17 protein-coding genes are annotated in these 15,876 nt (G+C 66.8%); 5 read left to right on the top strand and 12 right to left on the bottom strand.

Translation table 11 applies throughout. The features are described from left to right. The first annotated feature begins 62 nt into the window (after window positions 1-62). Complete coding sequence (locus tag OG804_RS26730; RefSeq protein ID WP_328391074.1) at window positions 63-1,361, top strand: D-alanyl-D-alanine carboxypeptidase family protein; 1,299 nt, start codon at window positions 63-65, stop codon at window positions 1,359-1,361. 59 nt (window positions 1,362-1,420) lie between these two features. On the opposite strand, the gene OG804_RS26725 is transcribed toward OG804_RS26730, so the two are convergent. The 5 genes from OG804_RS26725 to OG804_RS26705 form a co-directional block, all read right to left on the bottom strand. Continuing rightward, window positions 1,421-2,674 carry an ATP-grasp domain-containing protein gene (locus OG804_RS26725; RefSeq protein WP_328391072.1) on the bottom strand — a complete coding sequence of 418 codons (1,254 nt, stop codon included), beginning with the start codon at window positions 2,672-2,674 and terminating at the stop codon, window positions 1,421-1,423. Window positions 2,675-2,681: 7 nt separating this feature from the next. After that, the gene (locus OG804_RS26720; protein ID WP_328391070.1) at window positions 2,682-3,923 is read right to left on the bottom strand and encodes an MFS transporter; all 1,242 of its coding nucleotides are present in this window, start codon (window positions 3,921-3,923) and stop codon (window positions 2,682-2,684) included. A 400-nt stretch (window positions 3,924-4,323) separates the two neighbouring features. Beyond that, complete coding sequence (gene yhjD, locus OG804_RS26715) at window positions 4,324-5,355, bottom strand: inner membrane protein YhjD (RefSeq protein ID WP_328391068.1); 1,032 nt, start codon at window positions 5,353-5,355, stop codon at window positions 4,324-4,326. A gap of 44 nt (window positions 5,356-5,399) precedes the next feature. Then, complete coding sequence (gene trpS / locus OG804_RS26710; protein ID WP_328391066.1) at window positions 5,400-6,434, bottom strand: tryptophan--tRNA ligase; 1,035 nt, start codon at window positions 6,432-6,434, stop codon at window positions 5,400-5,402. A 21-nt stretch (window positions 6,435-6,455) separates the two neighbouring features. Then, window positions 6,456-7,427, bottom strand: a complete 972-nt coding sequence (locus OG804_RS26705; protein WP_328391064.1) for an oxygenase MpaB family protein — start codon at window positions 7,425-7,427, stop codon at window positions 6,456-6,458. On the opposite strand from OG804_RS26705, the gene OG804_RS32425 reads away from it, so the two are divergent. Then, complete coding sequence (locus OG804_RS32425; protein ID WP_442941642.1) at window positions 7,393-7,950, top strand: helix-turn-helix domain-containing protein; 558 nt, start codon at window positions 7,393-7,395, stop codon at window positions 7,948-7,950. The two genes, OG804_RS26705 and OG804_RS32425, sit on opposite strands and share 35 nt — an antisense overlap. Next, window positions 7,940-8,395, top strand: a complete 456-nt coding sequence (locus OG804_RS26695) for a hypothetical protein (protein ID WP_328391060.1) — start codon at window positions 7,940-7,942, stop codon at window positions 8,393-8,395. Before OG804_RS32425 ends, OG804_RS26695 begins: the two co-directional genes overlap by 11 nt. 26 nt (window positions 8,396-8,421) lie before the next feature. Here the strand turns inward: OG804_RS26695 and OG804_RS26690 are convergent, their stop codons facing one another. Then, window positions 8,422-8,838, bottom strand: coding sequence for a hypothetical protein (locus OG804_RS26690; protein ID WP_328391058.1), 417 nt, complete (start codon window positions 8,836-8,838; stop codon window positions 8,422-8,424). A gap of 21 nt (window positions 8,839-8,859) precedes the next feature. Then, entirely contained in the window at window positions 8,860-9,276 is a 417-nt protein-coding gene (locus OG804_RS26685; protein ID WP_328391056.1) for a hypothetical protein, read from the bottom strand. A 460-nt stretch (window positions 9,277-9,736) separates the two neighbouring features. Between OG804_RS26685 and OG804_RS26680 the strand changes: the two genes are divergently transcribed. Then, window positions 9,737-10,372, top strand: coding sequence for a TetR/AcrR family transcriptional regulator (locus tag OG804_RS26680; protein WP_328391054.1), 636 nt, complete (start codon window positions 9,737-9,739; stop codon window positions 10,370-10,372). Window positions 10,373-10,430: 58 nt separating this feature from the next. On the opposite strand, the gene OG804_RS26675 is transcribed toward OG804_RS26680, so the two are convergent. From OG804_RS26675 to OG804_RS26665, 3 genes are read right to left on the bottom strand one after another with little or no spacing between them, the layout of a single operon-like run. Beyond that, on the bottom strand, window positions 10,431-10,916 hold the full coding sequence (locus OG804_RS26675) for a barstar family protein (protein WP_328391052.1): 486 nt from the start codon (window positions 10,914-10,916) through the stop codon (window positions 10,431-10,433). Then, window positions 10,916-11,410, bottom strand: a complete 495-nt coding sequence (locus OG804_RS26670; RefSeq protein WP_442941641.1) for a ribonuclease domain-containing protein — start codon at window positions 11,408-11,410, stop codon at window positions 10,916-10,918. Before OG804_RS26670 ends, OG804_RS26675 begins: the two co-directional genes overlap by 1 nt. A gap of 11 nt (window positions 11,411-11,421) precedes the next feature. After that, window positions 11,422-12,204, bottom strand: coding sequence for an exodeoxyribonuclease III (locus OG804_RS26665; RefSeq protein ID WP_328391048.1), 783 nt, complete (start codon window positions 12,202-12,204; stop codon window positions 11,422-11,424). Window positions 12,205-12,261: 57 nt separating this feature from the next. On the opposite strand from OG804_RS26665, the gene OG804_RS26660 reads away from it, so the two are divergent. Continuing rightward, on the top strand, window positions 12,262-13,110 hold the full coding sequence (locus OG804_RS26660; protein WP_328391046.1) for an alpha/beta fold hydrolase: 849 nt from the start codon (window positions 12,262-12,264) through the stop codon (window positions 13,108-13,110). Between the two features lie 56 nt (window positions 13,111-13,166). Here OG804_RS26660 and OG804_RS26655 read toward each other — a convergent pair whose 3' ends face one another. Both OG804_RS26655 and OG804_RS26650 read right to left on the bottom strand, forming a co-directional pair. Continuing rightward, the gene (locus tag OG804_RS26655) at window positions 13,167-14,414 is read right to left on the bottom strand and encodes an acyl-CoA dehydrogenase family protein (RefSeq protein WP_328391044.1); all 1,248 of its coding nucleotides are present in this window, start codon (window positions 14,412-14,414) and stop codon (window positions 13,167-13,169) included. A gap of 332 nt (window positions 14,415-14,746) precedes the next feature. Then, the gene (locus OG804_RS26650; protein WP_328391042.1) at window positions 14,747-15,745 is read right to left on the bottom strand and encodes a helix-turn-helix domain-containing protein; all 999 of its coding nucleotides are present in this window, start codon (window positions 15,743-15,745) and stop codon (window positions 14,747-14,749) included. Window positions 15,746-15,876: the final 131 nt, after the last annotated feature.

Genomic DNA, 15,876 nt, shown 5'->3' with positions numbered 1-15,876 from the left:
AAACCGCCGGTGGGAGCACTGTGGCGCACGTCTCGCGGGCCGGGATTCTAGGCTCGGCGTCGATGTACAAGAGGGACCTACACCAGCGCACCGCCCATCGTCTCGGCTCGGTGCTCACCGCCGTGGTCGTCGCGGCCGTGCCGTTCACCGTCTGCGGGCTCGCGACAGCGCAGCCCCCGCCGCCCACCACGACTCCGTTCGCCACCCCGGTCACCGACAGCTGCCCGCAGAAGGCGCTGCCGCCGCCGGCGATCGATGCCTCCGAGGTTCCCGAACCGGGTGCGGCCGCTCCGGCCGCGCTACCCGTCCCCGATGCCCCGGTCGGCGGCAAACGGCTCGCCGAATGCGGTGTGGTGCTGCCGACCGGCGCCCCCGCGCTGCCCGCGGATATCTCCGCGACCGCCTGGATGGTCTCGGATCTGGACACCGGCGCGGTGGTCGCCACCAAGGATCCGCACGGACGCTACCGCCCCGCGAGCACGATCAAGGTGCTGCTGTCGATCGTCGCGCTGCGCACGCTGGACCTGGACAAGGTCGTCGTGGGCACCCAGGCCGACGCCGATGTGGAGGGCACCCGGGTCGGCATCGGCCCGGGCGGTCGCTACACCAACAACCAACTGCTGCACGCCTTGGTCATGGCATCCGGTAACGACGCCGCGCACGCGCTGGCCGCACAACTCGGCGGAGACGAGGCCGCGATCGCGAAGATGAACGATCTCGCCGCGGCGCTGCACGCCTACGACACCCGGGCGGCCACCCCCTCCGGGCTCGACGGCCCGGGGATGAGCATCTCGGCCTATGACCTGTCGCTGCTGTTCCGCGAGGCCATGTCGATACCGCTGTTCGCGGAGATGATCGGCACCGAGCAATTCGACTTCCCCGGCTTTCCACCCGACCCGAAGGTGCCCGGCGATCCGGATCATCCGGGGTTCCCGATCGCCAATGACAACGGCCTGCTCTACAACTATCCGGGCGCGCTGGGCGGAAAAACCGGCTACACCGACGACGCCCGGCAGACCTTCGTCGCCGCCGCCCAACGCGACGGACGCAGGCTCGCGGTGACCCTGCTGCAGGCCGACGTGCTGCCGATCCGGCCCTGGGAGCAGGCCGCGCGCCTGCTCGACTACGGTTTCGCGCTGGGCCCGAGCGCCGCGGTCGGCGAAATACCCGGTGACGACTCGGAATCCGCGCTCGGCGCAGCGGAATTGGCGGCGCCACCGCAGGACGCCGTCGCATATTCGGCCCAGTCGCAGGGCAGCGGCCAGTTCGAGGACCTCTGGATGCTGCTCATGGTCGGCGGGCTGATCCTGGTCCCGATCCTGCTGGTGAGCACCTGGCATATGCGCACCCGTCACCGCTGACCGGTGTTCCGTTCCGCCGCTGTGGTGGGGCGCACCCGGAACCCGGGCGCCCCACCCGGTCAGACCGGGACGAAGAAGTCGCCGACCCGCTTACGGACTTCGGCGCACCGGAAATCCAATTCGTCGGCACTGTCCGCCGTGACGAAAACCAGTCCCAGCGCCACCGAATCCATCATGGATCGTGTGGTCGGGTACGTCCTGCCCGGCTCCGCCGCCATCCGCACCTGGAGCACGCCGGGAAGGCCCGCCATCTCCGCGTCGGCTCCACCCAGATACCGGGCCTGCCGATCGATGCTCAGCAACACCAGTGCACCGTGCCCGGCCAACGAATAGCCCACGCCGCGCCCCGGCACCTCGGCGCGCAACCCGAAGCGTTCCGCGATGTATTCGCACTCGCGGTGGACCTGCGAGTTCCCGGTGAGCGAAAAGGTGTGCTGCGGATGGCCTATCCCGTGCGCGCGCGCCCCGAAATCGATCAGGCGCGGGCCCAGCGTGCCGGACATGATCTCCATATGCGCGGGCCCGACCCACACCCCCAGGGCATCGAGCACCCGCGTCGCGTAATCGGCCAACTCACCCACCACCGGGTCGTCGTGGCCGATCCAGCGACCACGGTCGTAGACGAAATCACCGGAATCCGATACCCATTTGTCGTAGACGCTGACGCACAGGAGTTCGTGACCGCTGGGAGTGGAGAAGGTGTCCACCGCGTATTCCACTCGCGGAGCCGGGTACATCTGCTGGATCAGCGCGGCCGAGGCGCCCCCGAAAAGTCCGGCGCTGTCGGTGATCGCGCACACGGCGTCGGTCAGCCGTTCCGGGGCATCCACCAGCCGGACGCCGACAGAGGCCGCACCCCGTGCGGGTTTGACCACCAACTTCCGGCCCGCACGCAGTTCCGCCACCGCTTCCGCCGGTACCGCGCGGTGTCCCACCGGGACGGCCCTGGTCGTCAAGGTGGGAACCCCGGCAGCCGCCAGAGCTTCGAACATGTACTGCTTATCCCATCTTCGCATCGGCAGGGCCGTATCCCCGGCGGGGCAGTCCGGGATATCGGCGCGCAGCCGATCGCACAACTCCACGCCGGGTTCGGAGCCGGCGATGACATACTTCACCGAACGCTCCACACACATTCGGAGTAGCAGCTCGTAGGAAGATCCGAAATCAGTGGCGAAATCGAGTGCGCCCGGGGTTGGCGTCGGGCGGAATCCCGATACCAGCGCCTGATCGGTGTCCAAGAGGATCGTCTCGATCCCGTACTGTTCGAGCACCGGGGGATACAGCTTTCCCGAACTCACGGGATCTACGATCAAGACCGAATTATCCGACACGATCCGGACTCCTATCCTTGGCCATTCCTGCCACTACCGCCACCGCGCCCGCGGCGAACGAGATCTGGATGACGAGCGTCCAGTACAGCGCACTGTCGTGCAGGGCCCCGAAAGCTCCGATTCCCGGCCCCACCGCGAACCCGATCGACTGGGCGGCCGAAAGATATCCCTGATACCTGGGGTTTTCCGACGGGGTCGATATATTCGCTATCGACGCGCTCGCCTGCGGGATGAAGATCGCCTCCCCCAAAGAGAACAGCACGAAGCCGAAAATACATATGGTCCAGCTGGCTCCCGCACCGCATACGGCGAGCCCGAGACCGGCGACGAATATGCCGAGCCCCAGCGCATAATTCCATTTCAGCTTTGCCGTCACGGAACTTATCGGCAACTCGAAGAAGATAATGAAAATCGAATTGACGACGAGCAGCAGACTGTAGAGCTTCCCGCCGTCGGATATCCGCTCGACCGACAGCGGGATCCCGCTCATACTCTGCGCATAGATTCCCATCGCCGTCCCGAAGACGATGACGACTGCCCAGAGCCGGGACGTGCGGGAGCCGCCGTATTCGGCGGCCGGGGCGAGATCGGCGGCGAGATCCGTCGTCGATACCGCGTGCTCCCGGACCGCCGCGCGCGACTCGGCGGCACGGAGCCGCGGGCGCTCGGTCAGCAGGAACGCGGCGGTACCCAGCGACCCGAGCGCGGACAGGGAGAACAGCATCGGGAAGTTGTTCTCTCCCACCGCCGCCACCGCGATCGGAGCGATCGTGACGCCACTGCTGAGGAAGATGCGGTGAAAGGCGACCACTGTCACGGTGTTGCCCTCGTAGCTCGACCCCGTGACCAAGGCCGCCGCCGGCCCGGAGAACGACTGCGTCAGCGCGACGCTGAACGACGCCAGCGCGATCGCCGGCACGGGGTCCGCGGCCGACATTCCGAGCAGGTACAGCAGCGGCGCATTGAGCACGGAACCGGCGATGAGCACATCGGTCGATCCGAACCGGGTGGCGAACCATCCACCGGCGACCGATCCGAGCACGCCGGCGAAACCGGCCGAGAACAACGCCAGGGAGAGCGCCGAGGCGCTCAGCCCCATGGATTTGTAGAACAGCGTGGAGAACAGCGCCAGGAAACCCACGGATCTACTCAGGAAGGTGGTGATGGAGATGATCCACACTTCCGCGGGAAACGATAGCGGTCTCCGCTTGTCGATTACCGCGACGGCCAATGGATACACCGCCCCGCACAGGCGATTCTGCGCACTGCCGCCAGTACAGGGCACCGGGTCGATGCCACGGATTCCACCGGTCCTCCTCTACCGGCAGCGTGCGAATGCTTCGTACCCGGTCCATCTCCGGTATCGGCTGCCGTGGTTCGGACCATAAGGGAGGGAGTGACAGCCGAACATCCGTCATTTCGAACTGAAACATCCGTATTCGGCCGGATTCACGAAAATCGATATGTGCTTGCGCGACAGCGCGTTCGGATTCCCGAAAGCAATAATTCACCCTGCGTCAATTCGCCAGCATATCGCAGTCCGAGCCGGTCGGTGAGCCCCCGCGTATACCCCCGCCCGCGTCCGCGGCCTGGAGTGCCGGCCCGCCCAAATCCGACTGCCGTGGGAACAACTATTCGCGCCGACGCCCGCGCCGACGCGTGATTCCCAGCGCGACGAGGGCACCCGCACCGAACAACGCCGCCGCGGTCCCCGCCCCCGGCCGCGCGGCGGTCTGTATTCGCGGCCGGATCACCGCCGGCCCGGGTACCGGCACCGAGAGCAACTGCTCGTTCTCCCGCGCGGTCGCCGCCCAGGCGGTGGCGAACAGGATGATCCGGTACACCACGTAACTGAACACCATGATGCCGATCACGGATCCGAAGGCCGCGCCCGCCGGACTGCTCAGCACCGACCGCATATAGAAACCGGCGATGTTCTTGAAAACCTCGAATGCCAGTGCGGCCAGCGCCGCGGCCCTGGCCGCACTGCGCAGGGTGACCGGTTCCCGCGGCAACCGGGCGATGATCCAGGCGAACAGCGCCCACGACGCGGCCAGCGCGAGCACGGTGGACAGCAGCCACAGCAGCCATCGCACCCCGGGCATCTCCTCGAGCCCCAGCCGTTCGAGCAGTTGCACCCCGAGCCGGCTGGAGGCCAGCGCCGAAAGCCCCAGCGAGACCACCAGCGCCAGGAAAAGCCCCAGCAGCGCACCCAGATCCGACAGCTTCGTGCGCAGCCAGTTGTCCCCGCCGGAGGGCTGCTCCCACTGCTCGGTCAGCGCCTTGCGCAGGTTCGCCATCCAGCCGAGTCCCGAATACAGTCCGGTGAGCAGACCCAGCACACCCACGGTCCCGCGGGAGCGCACCGCGGAATCGATCAGGTCGTTGAGCTGATCACCCATCTCGCCGGGAATGTTCTCGACGACCTTGTCCTGCAGTTCACCCAGCAGTTCGGCATTGCCCGCGAGGACGAAACCGGCGATCGCGAAGGCGATCATCAACAGCGGGAACAGCGACAGCACAGTGAAATACGTGATCCCCGCGGCGAAGTAGTCACCGCCCTGGCTCTGATATCTACCGCCCGCCCGCACCATATGGTCGAGCCAGGGCCGCCGTCCGATCATGCGCTGGACGGCGGCTTTGCCATTGTCGATCACCTGCACGGTTCGCGCCCCTCATCGCCACGCGCACGGCTGAGCGACCGGTGTCAGCGAGTCAGGAAACCGACCCGGTCGTAAACCTGTGCGAGAGTGTTGCCGGCGATCTCGCGCGCACGCTCGGCTCCCGTGGCGAGAATGCGATCGAGTTCACCCTGATCCGCCATGTACTCTTCCACTTTCGCACGCAATGGCGTGACAAATCCGGTCAGTGCGTCGGCGACGTCGGCTTTCAGATCTCCGTAGCCGCGGCCCGCGTAATCCTTCTCCAGCGTCACGATCGGGGTCTCGGTGAGCGCGGACAGGATCACCAGCAGGTTGCTGACACCCGGTTTCGCGTCCACGTCGTAGCGGATCTCGCGTTCGGTGTCGGTGACCGCCGAGCGCACCTTCTTCGCCGTCACCTTGGGGTCGTCGAGGAGGTTGATCAGGCCCGCGTCCGAGCTGGCCGATTTGCTCATCTTCGCGGTCGGGTCCTGCAGGTCGTAGATCTTCGCGGTGCCCTTCACGATATGGGCCTCCGGCACCACGAAGGTTTTCTTGAACCGCGTATTGAACCGTTGGGCGAGGTTGCGGGTGAGCTCCAGATGCTGGCGCTGATCCTCCCCCACCGGCACCTGATTCGGCCGGTACAGCAGGATATCGGCGGCCATCAGCACCGGATAGGTGAACAGGCCGACGGTGGTGTTCTCGGCGCCCTGCTTCACCGATTTGTCCTTGAACTGCGTCATCCGGCTCGCCTCGCCGAACCCGGTGATGCAGTTCAGCACCCAGGTCAGTTCGGCGTGCTCGGGCACCTGCGACTGCACGAACAGGGTGGACCGCTGCGGGTCGATGCCCAGGGCGAGCAGCTGCGCCGCGGCGGCCCGGGTGCGGTGCCGCAGTTCCTTCGGATCCTGCGCGACCGTGATCGCGTGCATATTGGGGATGAAGTACAGCGCGTCGTAATCGTCCTGCATGGTGACCCAGTACTGCAGAGCACCGAGATAGTTCCCGAGGTGGAACGAGGCACTGGTCGGCTGGATACCGGAGAGCACCCGTTGTCTACGCTCCCCGGCGGCCGGGGTCTGGGCAGGACTGGACATGCCCCGATTTTCGCATGCGGTTCAAGCCGAATTTCGCTCCGCCCACTTGCGCGGATCGATTCCGGGCATACTGCGCTTCCCGTCGCGGGCGAGGCGCTGCTCCTGCTCGGTGATCAGCCGGTACACCGGCGCGCTCGGTCCGTTCAACGCGGTTTTCACCGGCCGCGGTACCAGTATCGACGGCACACCGTGCGCGTTCCGCACCGATACCGCCAGCCCGCGATAGGCGAGCTCGTCGGTACGCTTCCAGTCGATCCCGTACATCCGGCGGATCCGCGCCGGCAGACTGCCCTGCACCAGCAGGTAGTACGCCGAACTGACCTGTCGCGCCGGCGGGCGTTGCGGGTAGGGGACCTCGTGCCCGCACAGATAATTGCCCACCTTGCGCGCCTCGTCGGTGAGGAACAGCTCTCCGGAGGCGAGGTAGCTGTCGAAGTACGCGCGGAACGTCTGGTAGTCCGCGGGCGCGGCCCGGCGCGGCATCCCGAACAGCTCGCCCCAGCGCACGTAGTCCTGGTAGAGGTCCTCACGCTCGGTATCGCTGAGCCGGTGGACCAGCAGGTCGTACATGACCTCGGCCGATTCGAAGGTGAACGCCATGGTCATGAAGCTCAGATGCGGGTCGTAGGCCGAGTAGGCCGTACCCGCCGGGTGCCGCGCCCCTGCGTCCTCCGGCAGCCGCCCCACCACCTTCGCGTGCTTCTTGCCGGTGAACTCCAGCGCCCGGTCGGCTTCGGCCCGGGTCCCGAAGAACACGGCCTCGAACAGCTTCCCGGTGAGCGCCAGCCGGGTGTAGGGCGTGTCCCGGTGCTGGGTGGATTCGGCCGTTCCCACGTACAGCAGCGGGTTGACCGCGCCGATCACCAGGGCGCGCAGCCCGTAGGTCAGGCCGACCGCGCGCTTGCGCATCACCCGCCGGATCATCGAATCGTCGGAGAAGTATCCGGTGTCCACGGCCATGGCAGCCTCCTGGTCCAGCTCCACATCGAGCACTGCGCACCCGACGCATCTGGCAATAGCATCCACCAGTTGCCTAATTCTGGCAAGACGGACCATCCAATTCGCCCAGGCGGCGCGCCGAGCCGGCATTTCTGTGTCGTTGCTCAGCAAGATCGAGATCGGGGATCGGACGTTGAGCCAGGGAGTTGCGGCGTCCCTTGCCCAGGCCATGGGCACAACCCTCGACGAGGTACTGGGCAGTGCAACGATAAAGCGAGCTGATGAGGCCGTGCTGGGCGATCTGCGTTCGGCCATCCGGCGCTTCGATCTCCCGGATGGTGCCGCTGTCGAACGTCACTCGCAGCCCTTCCGTTGCGGATGCCTTCGGAGAATGTGCTACCCGCCTGCGCTGGTTCTGCACATCCGCTGTGCAAGAACTGTGCAAGTTCTTGTGCGTGTCGCCGAAGGCCTGCGCAGCCAGATCAGCAGCGAGCAGCCCTTTCGGCCACAACACGAAATAGATGGCATCATCGCCCGATACCGCGCCGCCCACCCGGAGTCGCGGGATGCGCACTGACTCCGAGTGCCTGCGGCATGCACAACCCTGGGTCCCGATCACCGCACTCATGATCACTCGCCACGCCGACAGCGAACTGGTGGTCCGCTGCCCCGAATCACTGCACTGTCTGCGCGGCGCACCCGTCACCGACGGGCAGATCGCACCGCACTTCCGCAATGTGCCCGGTCTCTGCCCCTGGATCGGCGTCCGCGTCCACACCACCGCGCCCAGGTGCGGATGCCGTCCCTTCATCACCACCCGCCAATTGCGCATTGTCCTGCGCGGCGGAAGACCATGGGGCCCGATGTCCTCGATCGGCTGCCCCGGCGGATGCCACGTGTTCGCGCCGATCCAGGCCGGGCGTATCGGACCGCACAGCTACCGGCCTTGCCCATGGATCGGCATCGGAGTCGTCGACAAGGGACTTCACCCACCGATCCTGGACCCGCAGGACTACCGATGAGCCGGACCGGAAACGGCCCCGAGCATCTACTCGTCCGCGCTGGTCGAGCCCAGTCGGCCGTAGGGAACCAGGTAAGAGGTATCGGCGTGGCTCTGCCAACCGCGCTCCGTCGGCTTCAAATCGGTTGTGCGCGACGCCGCCGGGTCCCGCGGCCACGGCTCCCGCAGGTGCATCTGGATATCGCCCTGGATGATCTGCGCCAACTCCATCGCGAACCCCTCGGCGGTGACGCTGCCGGGTTCGGTGGGATCGAGCGCCGCGCTGGTGCCCGCCTCGGGGACACTGATCCGCACCCACCCGCTCGGCTCGGGACGGCCCAGCAGGTCACGCAGCGTCGGCCAGGAGCCCTGGTATTCCGTGCTGATCTCGACTGTGACACCGAGGGAACGCTCGATGTCGGAAGCGAGTAGACGCGCCCCGCGAACTGCTTCGTCAACATCCATCTCTGCATCCTGGCAGCTTCGTCACGGCACCACACATTGATTCAGTGGCGTGATGTAGATCGTCCCATCAGGGGCGGTGTGCAGCGCATCGACGTGCAGAACGTCACCGCTGTTGTAGATGTTCTTCCCGTTGATATAGCGGGGCTGGCCGAAATGCAGCATGTCGTCTTTGTTCTGTTGCTGAATTTTCGTGACAGGTGAGCCGTTGACGAACAACTGCCATTCATATTCTCCCGGCCGATGACTCAGGTCGGTGATGAACCACCACCATGTGTAGTAGCCGATGGGGTCACCGTTGTAGGGCCTCACCTCCGATTCGATCGTCCCGTACCCGGTGCCGATCTGATAATCGAGGCAGGTCGGCGGGCTCGCATCAGCTGTACCCGGAGCCGAGAGAGAACCGACCAGCGCACAGGCCGCCACGATCGCTACCAGCAAGAATCTCTGGAGACCGACGGTAAAACCTTGCCGGGGCCCGGCAGCGGTCCACGGCGGCCTCGTCCGATCCGCAGCGGGCTTCACCGCGTACGCGGCCGGCGAGCCCGCCGCCTGCCGAACTGGTTCGCTGAACGATCGGAGCAAATCATCGGACTTCGTTCTTCGATCCCTGGAACGCATAATCGTCACCCCTGTTGAAGAGCAGCGGAAGCTGCTCGATCCCCGTACTCCCCGCTATCGGCTCCTGTGAAGCCGTACAGAACCGGAAGTTGCTCTGTCACAGGTCTTTGACGCGCGGTTGCCAGGGCAGGTTCCGCGGATCGCGAAGAAATCGCAGGTGACCGGTGCGCACGCCGAACCGAGGAAACACCGCGCGCCGTGGGCAACCACTGACACCATGCGGGAAACTGTAAGGCTCCCCCATGCACGGGTTCGGCCGGCACACTGCGATCATCGACGGATGGCAGCGCAGCGCACCTATGGCGGGATGTCGGCGGAGGAACGGCGCGCCCAGCGACGTTCCGCATTGCTCGACGCGGCGTTGGAAATCATCGGCACGCAGGGCTCGAGCAAGCTCACCGTGTCCGGGATGTGCACCGAGGCAGGTCTCAACGAGCGGTATTACTACGAGAGCTTCGCCGGCCGCGACGATGTGCTCACCGCGCTGATCGACGGGATCGCCGAGGAACTGGTGGTCGCGATCGCCGCCGCCCTGCAGACCGCCGGCAAGGACTCCCGGGCCAAGGCGCACGCCGCGATCACCGCGGGTATTCAGCTGCTCACCGACGACCCCCGCAAGACCGAGGTCACCATGGTCGCCGCGATGGCGACGCCGGAACTGCGGGCGCGGACCACCGAAACCATTCGCGTGTTCGCCCGGCTGGTGGCCAGCCAGGGGATCGAGTTCTACGGGGTCACCGATCCCGCGCCCGACCCGGTGATCGATTTCCGGGCGACCTACCTGGTGGGTGGGCTGGTGCAGACCCTGACCGGCTGGGTGCGCGGGGATCTGCCGATCAGCCGCGAGAAGCTGATCGAATACACCACCGATGTCTTCGTGCTATTGGGTGAGGATTTCGCGCGGCGCGGCGACTGATTCCGCCCACGCCGTGCACGTCCGCTGCCACCGAAGCACGCCAGCATCTATTCGCCGGTTACAGCTGGACGGGCACAGGGGTCAACCCGTCCGGGGCGCCCTGCAGCACCACCCGGAACACCACCTCGCGCGTCACCCAGAACTGCGCGTATTCGCCGACCACGGTGTCGAACCATTCGCGTTCCTCGGGCGCGTCCGCGAGCAACTGCTCCGCGTCGCGGACGGCCACGACATAGCCCGGCGCCTCCCCCAGCAGTTCCTCGAGGTCGAACAGGCATTCGTCGAACGAGTCCTTGTTCGGCCGGAAGTAGTACGGGAACTGCAGCGCGGCGGCGAACTCGTCGAACAGCGCGGACAACGTCCGCATCCGGCTGCCCCGCAGCTCGCGCACCTGATACTCGGCCGGCGCCTCGAAGCGGACCCGGCTGAACTCCGCCGCGTCCACGTCCGCCGCCGCGATGGCGGGGAAGGGCCCCTCGTAGGCGATGATGTCGGTGTAGAGCGGAAGGGCCAGGAAATCGCCGAGTTCGACGGGTTCGGGCATCAGCGCATCCTCGTGAAAGTGTCGTAGTGGTCGCCGGTGTACCAGGCCGAACCGTCGCTACCGGTGACGATCCGTTCGGCGTCGCGGGACTGTCCCTGTTTCTTCGGGTTCACATCCCACTCCTGGTATCGGATCGTCTTACCCGAACCGTCCGCGGCAGGCAGCCTACCCTCACGGTTTCCGAACGTGATCCCGCCCTTGGTTCCGGGTGCGTTCGCCGAATCCGGCCAGCGCCCCGCGTCGATCTCGGCGAGCGTCGTGTACGCCCGGTCGGGCACCCCGGAAACCTTCGAGACCACCGGAGCGTCGGTCGCGGTTGTCCGGCCCGGAGCAGGCTTTCCGGTGATCGTCGTGGAAGTGACGGCTGTCCCCGATACCGGCGCCGCGACGGCGGCACTCCCGTCCTCGCCACCCTGGGTACTCAGCAGCGCGATCACGATCGCCACCACGACGGCGCCCACTGCCGAGAGGATCTTCAGAACTTTCGCACGCACGCGCTTCCCCTTCATCGATACTGGACGGTCACCGGAGCGTGGTCGGACCACCGTTGCGCATAGGTCGCGGCACGCTCGGCCACCGCCTGCTTCGCCCGCTCGGCGGCCGCCGGTGTCGCCAGCTGGTAATCGATCCGCCACCCGGTGTCGGTGTCGAACGCGCGCCCACGATAGGACCACCAGCTGAACGGACCATCCCCCTCCGGGTGCAGACCGCGCACCACATCCACATATCCGGCGGCCAGCTGCCGGTCCAGCCAGGCCCGTTCGGCAGGCAGGAACCCGGACTTCTTCAGATTGCCCTTCCAGTTCTTCAGGTCTCGTTCGGTGTGCGCGATATTCCAGTCCCCCGCGATGACGAAAGCACCGGTGCGGGTGGCCATCCGGGCGGCGAGTTCGTCTAGGAACCGGTACTTCTCGGCCTGCCGGGGCGTATCCGCCTCGCCGGTATGGACATACACGCTCGCCACGGTGACCTCGTCGAACTCGACCTCGATATACCGCCCCGTCGCGATGAATTCGCTGTCCGGGTCGACACCGATCCGCACCGATCGCATCGGCCGCCGGGACAGCACTCCGACCCCCGCCCGGCCCTTCGACCCGGGTTCGGCGTGCGCCAGCTCCCAGCCCTGCTCCAGCGCCGGCGCGAGCGCGGCCGCGACCTGGGCGTCGTCGGCCCGCGTTTCCTGGAGGCAGACGATATCGGCCTCGGTCCGGGCCAGCCAGGCCAGCAGACCTTTGCCGGCGGCGGCCCGGACGCCGTTGACGTTGACGGTGGAGAGGATGTACGGCACGAACCGACCGTACAATGACGTGTCACCGCCACATGCCAGGAAGGGGTGACGACACCGATGTCAGGCACCTCCGCAGCCACACCACCGGAGCCGGTCGCGGCTCTGCATCTCGGATCGGGCGCTCCGCTGCTGTTACTCCACGGTGTGATGCTCTCGCCGCATTGTTGGGAGCGAACCGCCGTGCGGCTGGCCGCCCGCTGCGAGGTCTTCGCGCCCGCTCTCGCCGGGCACTGGGGCGGACCGGAATTCGTGCGGGACCGCTATTCGGCCCACACCCTCGCCGACCATCTCGAAGCCCAGCTCGACGATCTCGGTTGGCGCACCTGCCATATCGCCGGCAACTCGCTGGGCGGCTGGCTCGGCTTCGAATTGGCGCGCCGTGGCCGGGCCCGCACTCTCACTGCCATCGCGCCGGCCGGCGGCTGGAAAACCCCGTCCCCGACGCAGATCCTCGCGGGAGCGAAGATCATGCCGATGATCCCGATCCTCGAGATCGCCCGCCGGCTGGGCGATTCGCCGGTGCGGAGCCGAATCGTCCGGTGGGCCATGGCCCATCTGCTGACGAAGAACACCCGGGCGGTGCCGCCCGCGGAGGTCTCGGCCGTGATCCTGGCGGCACTGCACTGTCCGGCGCTGACCGACCTGACCTTGGGAACCCTTCGCGGACCGTCGTTGGCGGATATGTCGGACCTGACGACCCCGATCCGGTTGATCCTCGCCGATTCCGATCGCGTCCTCCCTCCGGCCGTGCACGGCCGGAGGTTCCTGCGCGAACTACCCGCCGGGGCGGATCGGATCATGCTGAACCGAGCGGGCCATGTACCCATGCTGGAGGATCCCGAGCGGGTCGCGAATCTCATCGCCGAACACATCTACGCCAGCCGAGATCATCTGCGAGCGGTCTGACGACGGCTCGCTCCGGAGCGGGCCGGGCGATCGCACCCGCTCCGGACGGCGCGCCCTCAGCCGCCGAGGATCCCCTTCGCCACATGGGTCACCTGGATCTCGTTGCTGCCCGCGTAGATCATCAGTGATTTCGCGTCCCGGGCCAGCTGCTCGACCCGGTATTCCGACATGTACCCGTTGCCGCCGAACAGCTGCACCGCCTCCATCGCCACCTCGGTCGCGACCTCCGACGAATACAACTTCACCGCCGAGGCCTCCGAAAGACTCAGCGGTTTTCCGGCCTTCCCGCGTTCGATGATGTTGAAGACCATGTTCTGCACGTTGATCCGGGCGACCTCCATCTTCGCCAGTTTGAGCTGGATGAGCTGGAACCGGCCGATCTCCTGACCCCACAGTCTGCGGTTGCGGGCATAGTCGGTGCACAGTCGCAGGCATTCGTTGATCACGCCGAGAGCCATGAACCCGATGCCGACCCGTTCGGCCACGAAACTGGACCGGGCGCTCTCCCGTCCGTCGCCGCCGCGGTGCTCCTCGGTTTCGCCGAGCAGGCGGTCGCGGCCGAGCCGGATGTTGTCGAAGAACAGTTCCCCGGTCGGTGAGGCGTGCAGGCCCATCTTCTTGAACGGTTTGCCCTGGGTGAGACCCGGCATGTCCTTGTCGAGCACGAAGGTGAGTACTTTGCGGTCGCGGGCCGGGGTCCCGTCGCCCTCGTCCAGTTTCGCGTAGACCACCAGGGTGTCGGCGAACGGCCCGTTGGTGATGAACGTCTTCTGGCCGTTGAGGATGTACTCGTCGCCGTCTCGGCGGACACAGGTCTTCATCCCGCCGAACGCGTCGGACCCCGAATCCGGTTCGGTGATCGCCCAGCAGGCGATCGTGCGGAGGCTGAAGATATCGGGCACCCAGCGTTCCTGCTGGGCGAGGGTGCCGCGGGACAGGATGGTGGCGCCCCCGAGCCCGGTGCTCACCCCGAGTGAACTGCACAGTCCCATGCAGACACCGGAGAGTTCGCTGGTCACCACAGCCATCATCGACTGCTGGTCGAATGCGCCGCCGGACCGGTCCTTGCCCTCCGCGGCCGGCTTCTCGCCTCCTTCCGCGGCCGCCCGCTTGGCGGCCAACTGCTTGTTCAGGCTCTCCTCGGCCAGGGCGCCGATACCGAAATCCGCGTAGAGCTTGCGCAGGATCGGATAGGGCAGCATCTCCCCGCTGTCCAGCGCGTCCAGGTTGGGACGCACTTCCTTATCGATGAACGTCCGCACCGCGTCGCGGACCATCAGGTCGGTATCGGACCATTCGAACATCGTCGTCCTCCGGTATCACCAGCTGTATTACGGCGTAAACCACCGAGCGAGCGCTCTGCCGCACCCACCTTGTCGACACCCTGCCAGCTCTTCGCGCACCGCGCTGGAATCCAGCGAAATCCCGCTCGCCGAACTCGGGCCCGGCACCCTTCCCCGGCTCGGAGATCCACCATCGAGGAGGACCACCCGACCGAGGGTCTACTCGACCCGCGGGCGCTCCGGCGGCCGCCGAAGACGGCAGGCCCATGGCGGCGACCTGGACGAACGTGCGATCCCGGGCTTTCGCGGACCCCGACCGTTGCCCGCGATCCGACCAGCACTCGCCGAGCCGATCAGGCCGGATGGGGCTCATGGACACGGAAGGTGCGCCGGTACTCGGCCGGTGTCACGCCGATGATCGCACCGAAGTGGCGGCGCAGATTGGTCGCCGTGCCCAGCCCGGTCCGCTCGGCGATCCGCTCGATTCCGAGATCGGTCGACTCCAGCAGCGACTGCGCATGAGCGAGCCGCTGATTGAGCAACCACCGCATCGGAGTGACACCGGTGGTCTCCCGCATCCTGCGGTGCAACGTGCGCGGACTCATCTTCGCCTCGGTCGCGAGCACCTCGACGGTGAGCGGCTGCTCCAGGTTCGCGGTCGCCCACTGCAGAACCTGCCCGAGATCGTCCTCGCCGCGGGCGGGTACCGCCAACTCCACGAATTGCGCCTGTCCGCCCGAGCGGTGCGGCGGGATCACCATCCGGCGGGCCAACCGGTTGGCGACGGTGGCGCCGAGATCATTGCGGACCAGGTGCAGGCACAGATCCACGGCGGCTGTCATCCCGGCGCTGGTGAGGACGTCCCCGTCGTCGACGTAGAGAACAGAGTCGTCGACGACGACGCCCGGATAGCGCTCGGCGATCGCCGCCGCGTGCTCCCAGTGCGCGGCGACCCGGCGCCCGGTGAGGATTCCCGCCGCCGCCAGCGCGAAGATCCCGTCACACAACCCCACCATGCGGGCCCCGCCGGCGTGTGCCGCGGCCAGGACTTCGACCAGTTCGGCGGGGATCGGGTGACCCGTGGCGACGTGGTCGTGCGCCACCGACGGCACGATGACGGTATCGGCGGCGAGCAGTTCGGCGCGACCGTGCTCGGCCCGCAGGAAGGTACCGAAACCCATTTCGTGAGTGCGCGGTTCGGCGGTCACCGAGCAGACCTGCAGCGTGTACCAGTTATCGGCGAGATCGGGTTGCGCAGTGCCGAAGATCGAGACGGCGACACCCAGTTCGTAGAGATCCCACGGATGCAGATAGCCAGGGGACACGGCCAGCGCGACGGTGTGTGCGGTCACGAGCCGAGTGTATGGCAGTAATCGTTCGCCAGTAGGCAGCCCTGCCACTCGCTGTGGCGATCCCGGCGACACGGCTCGATGCCGCAACGAGCACCCGGCCACCGCGGAACGGCTCCACCGGCCGATATCGG

Origin of the sequence: Nocardia sp. NBC_00416, from assembly GCF_036032445.1 — a bacterium.
In the GTDB taxonomy this organism is placed as follows: Bacteria; Actinomycetota; Actinomycetes; order Mycobacteriales; family Mycobacteriaceae; genus Nocardia.
Note: the sequence above shows the minus strand (reverse complement) of the source record. Positions and strands in the feature narration are given on the sequence as shown.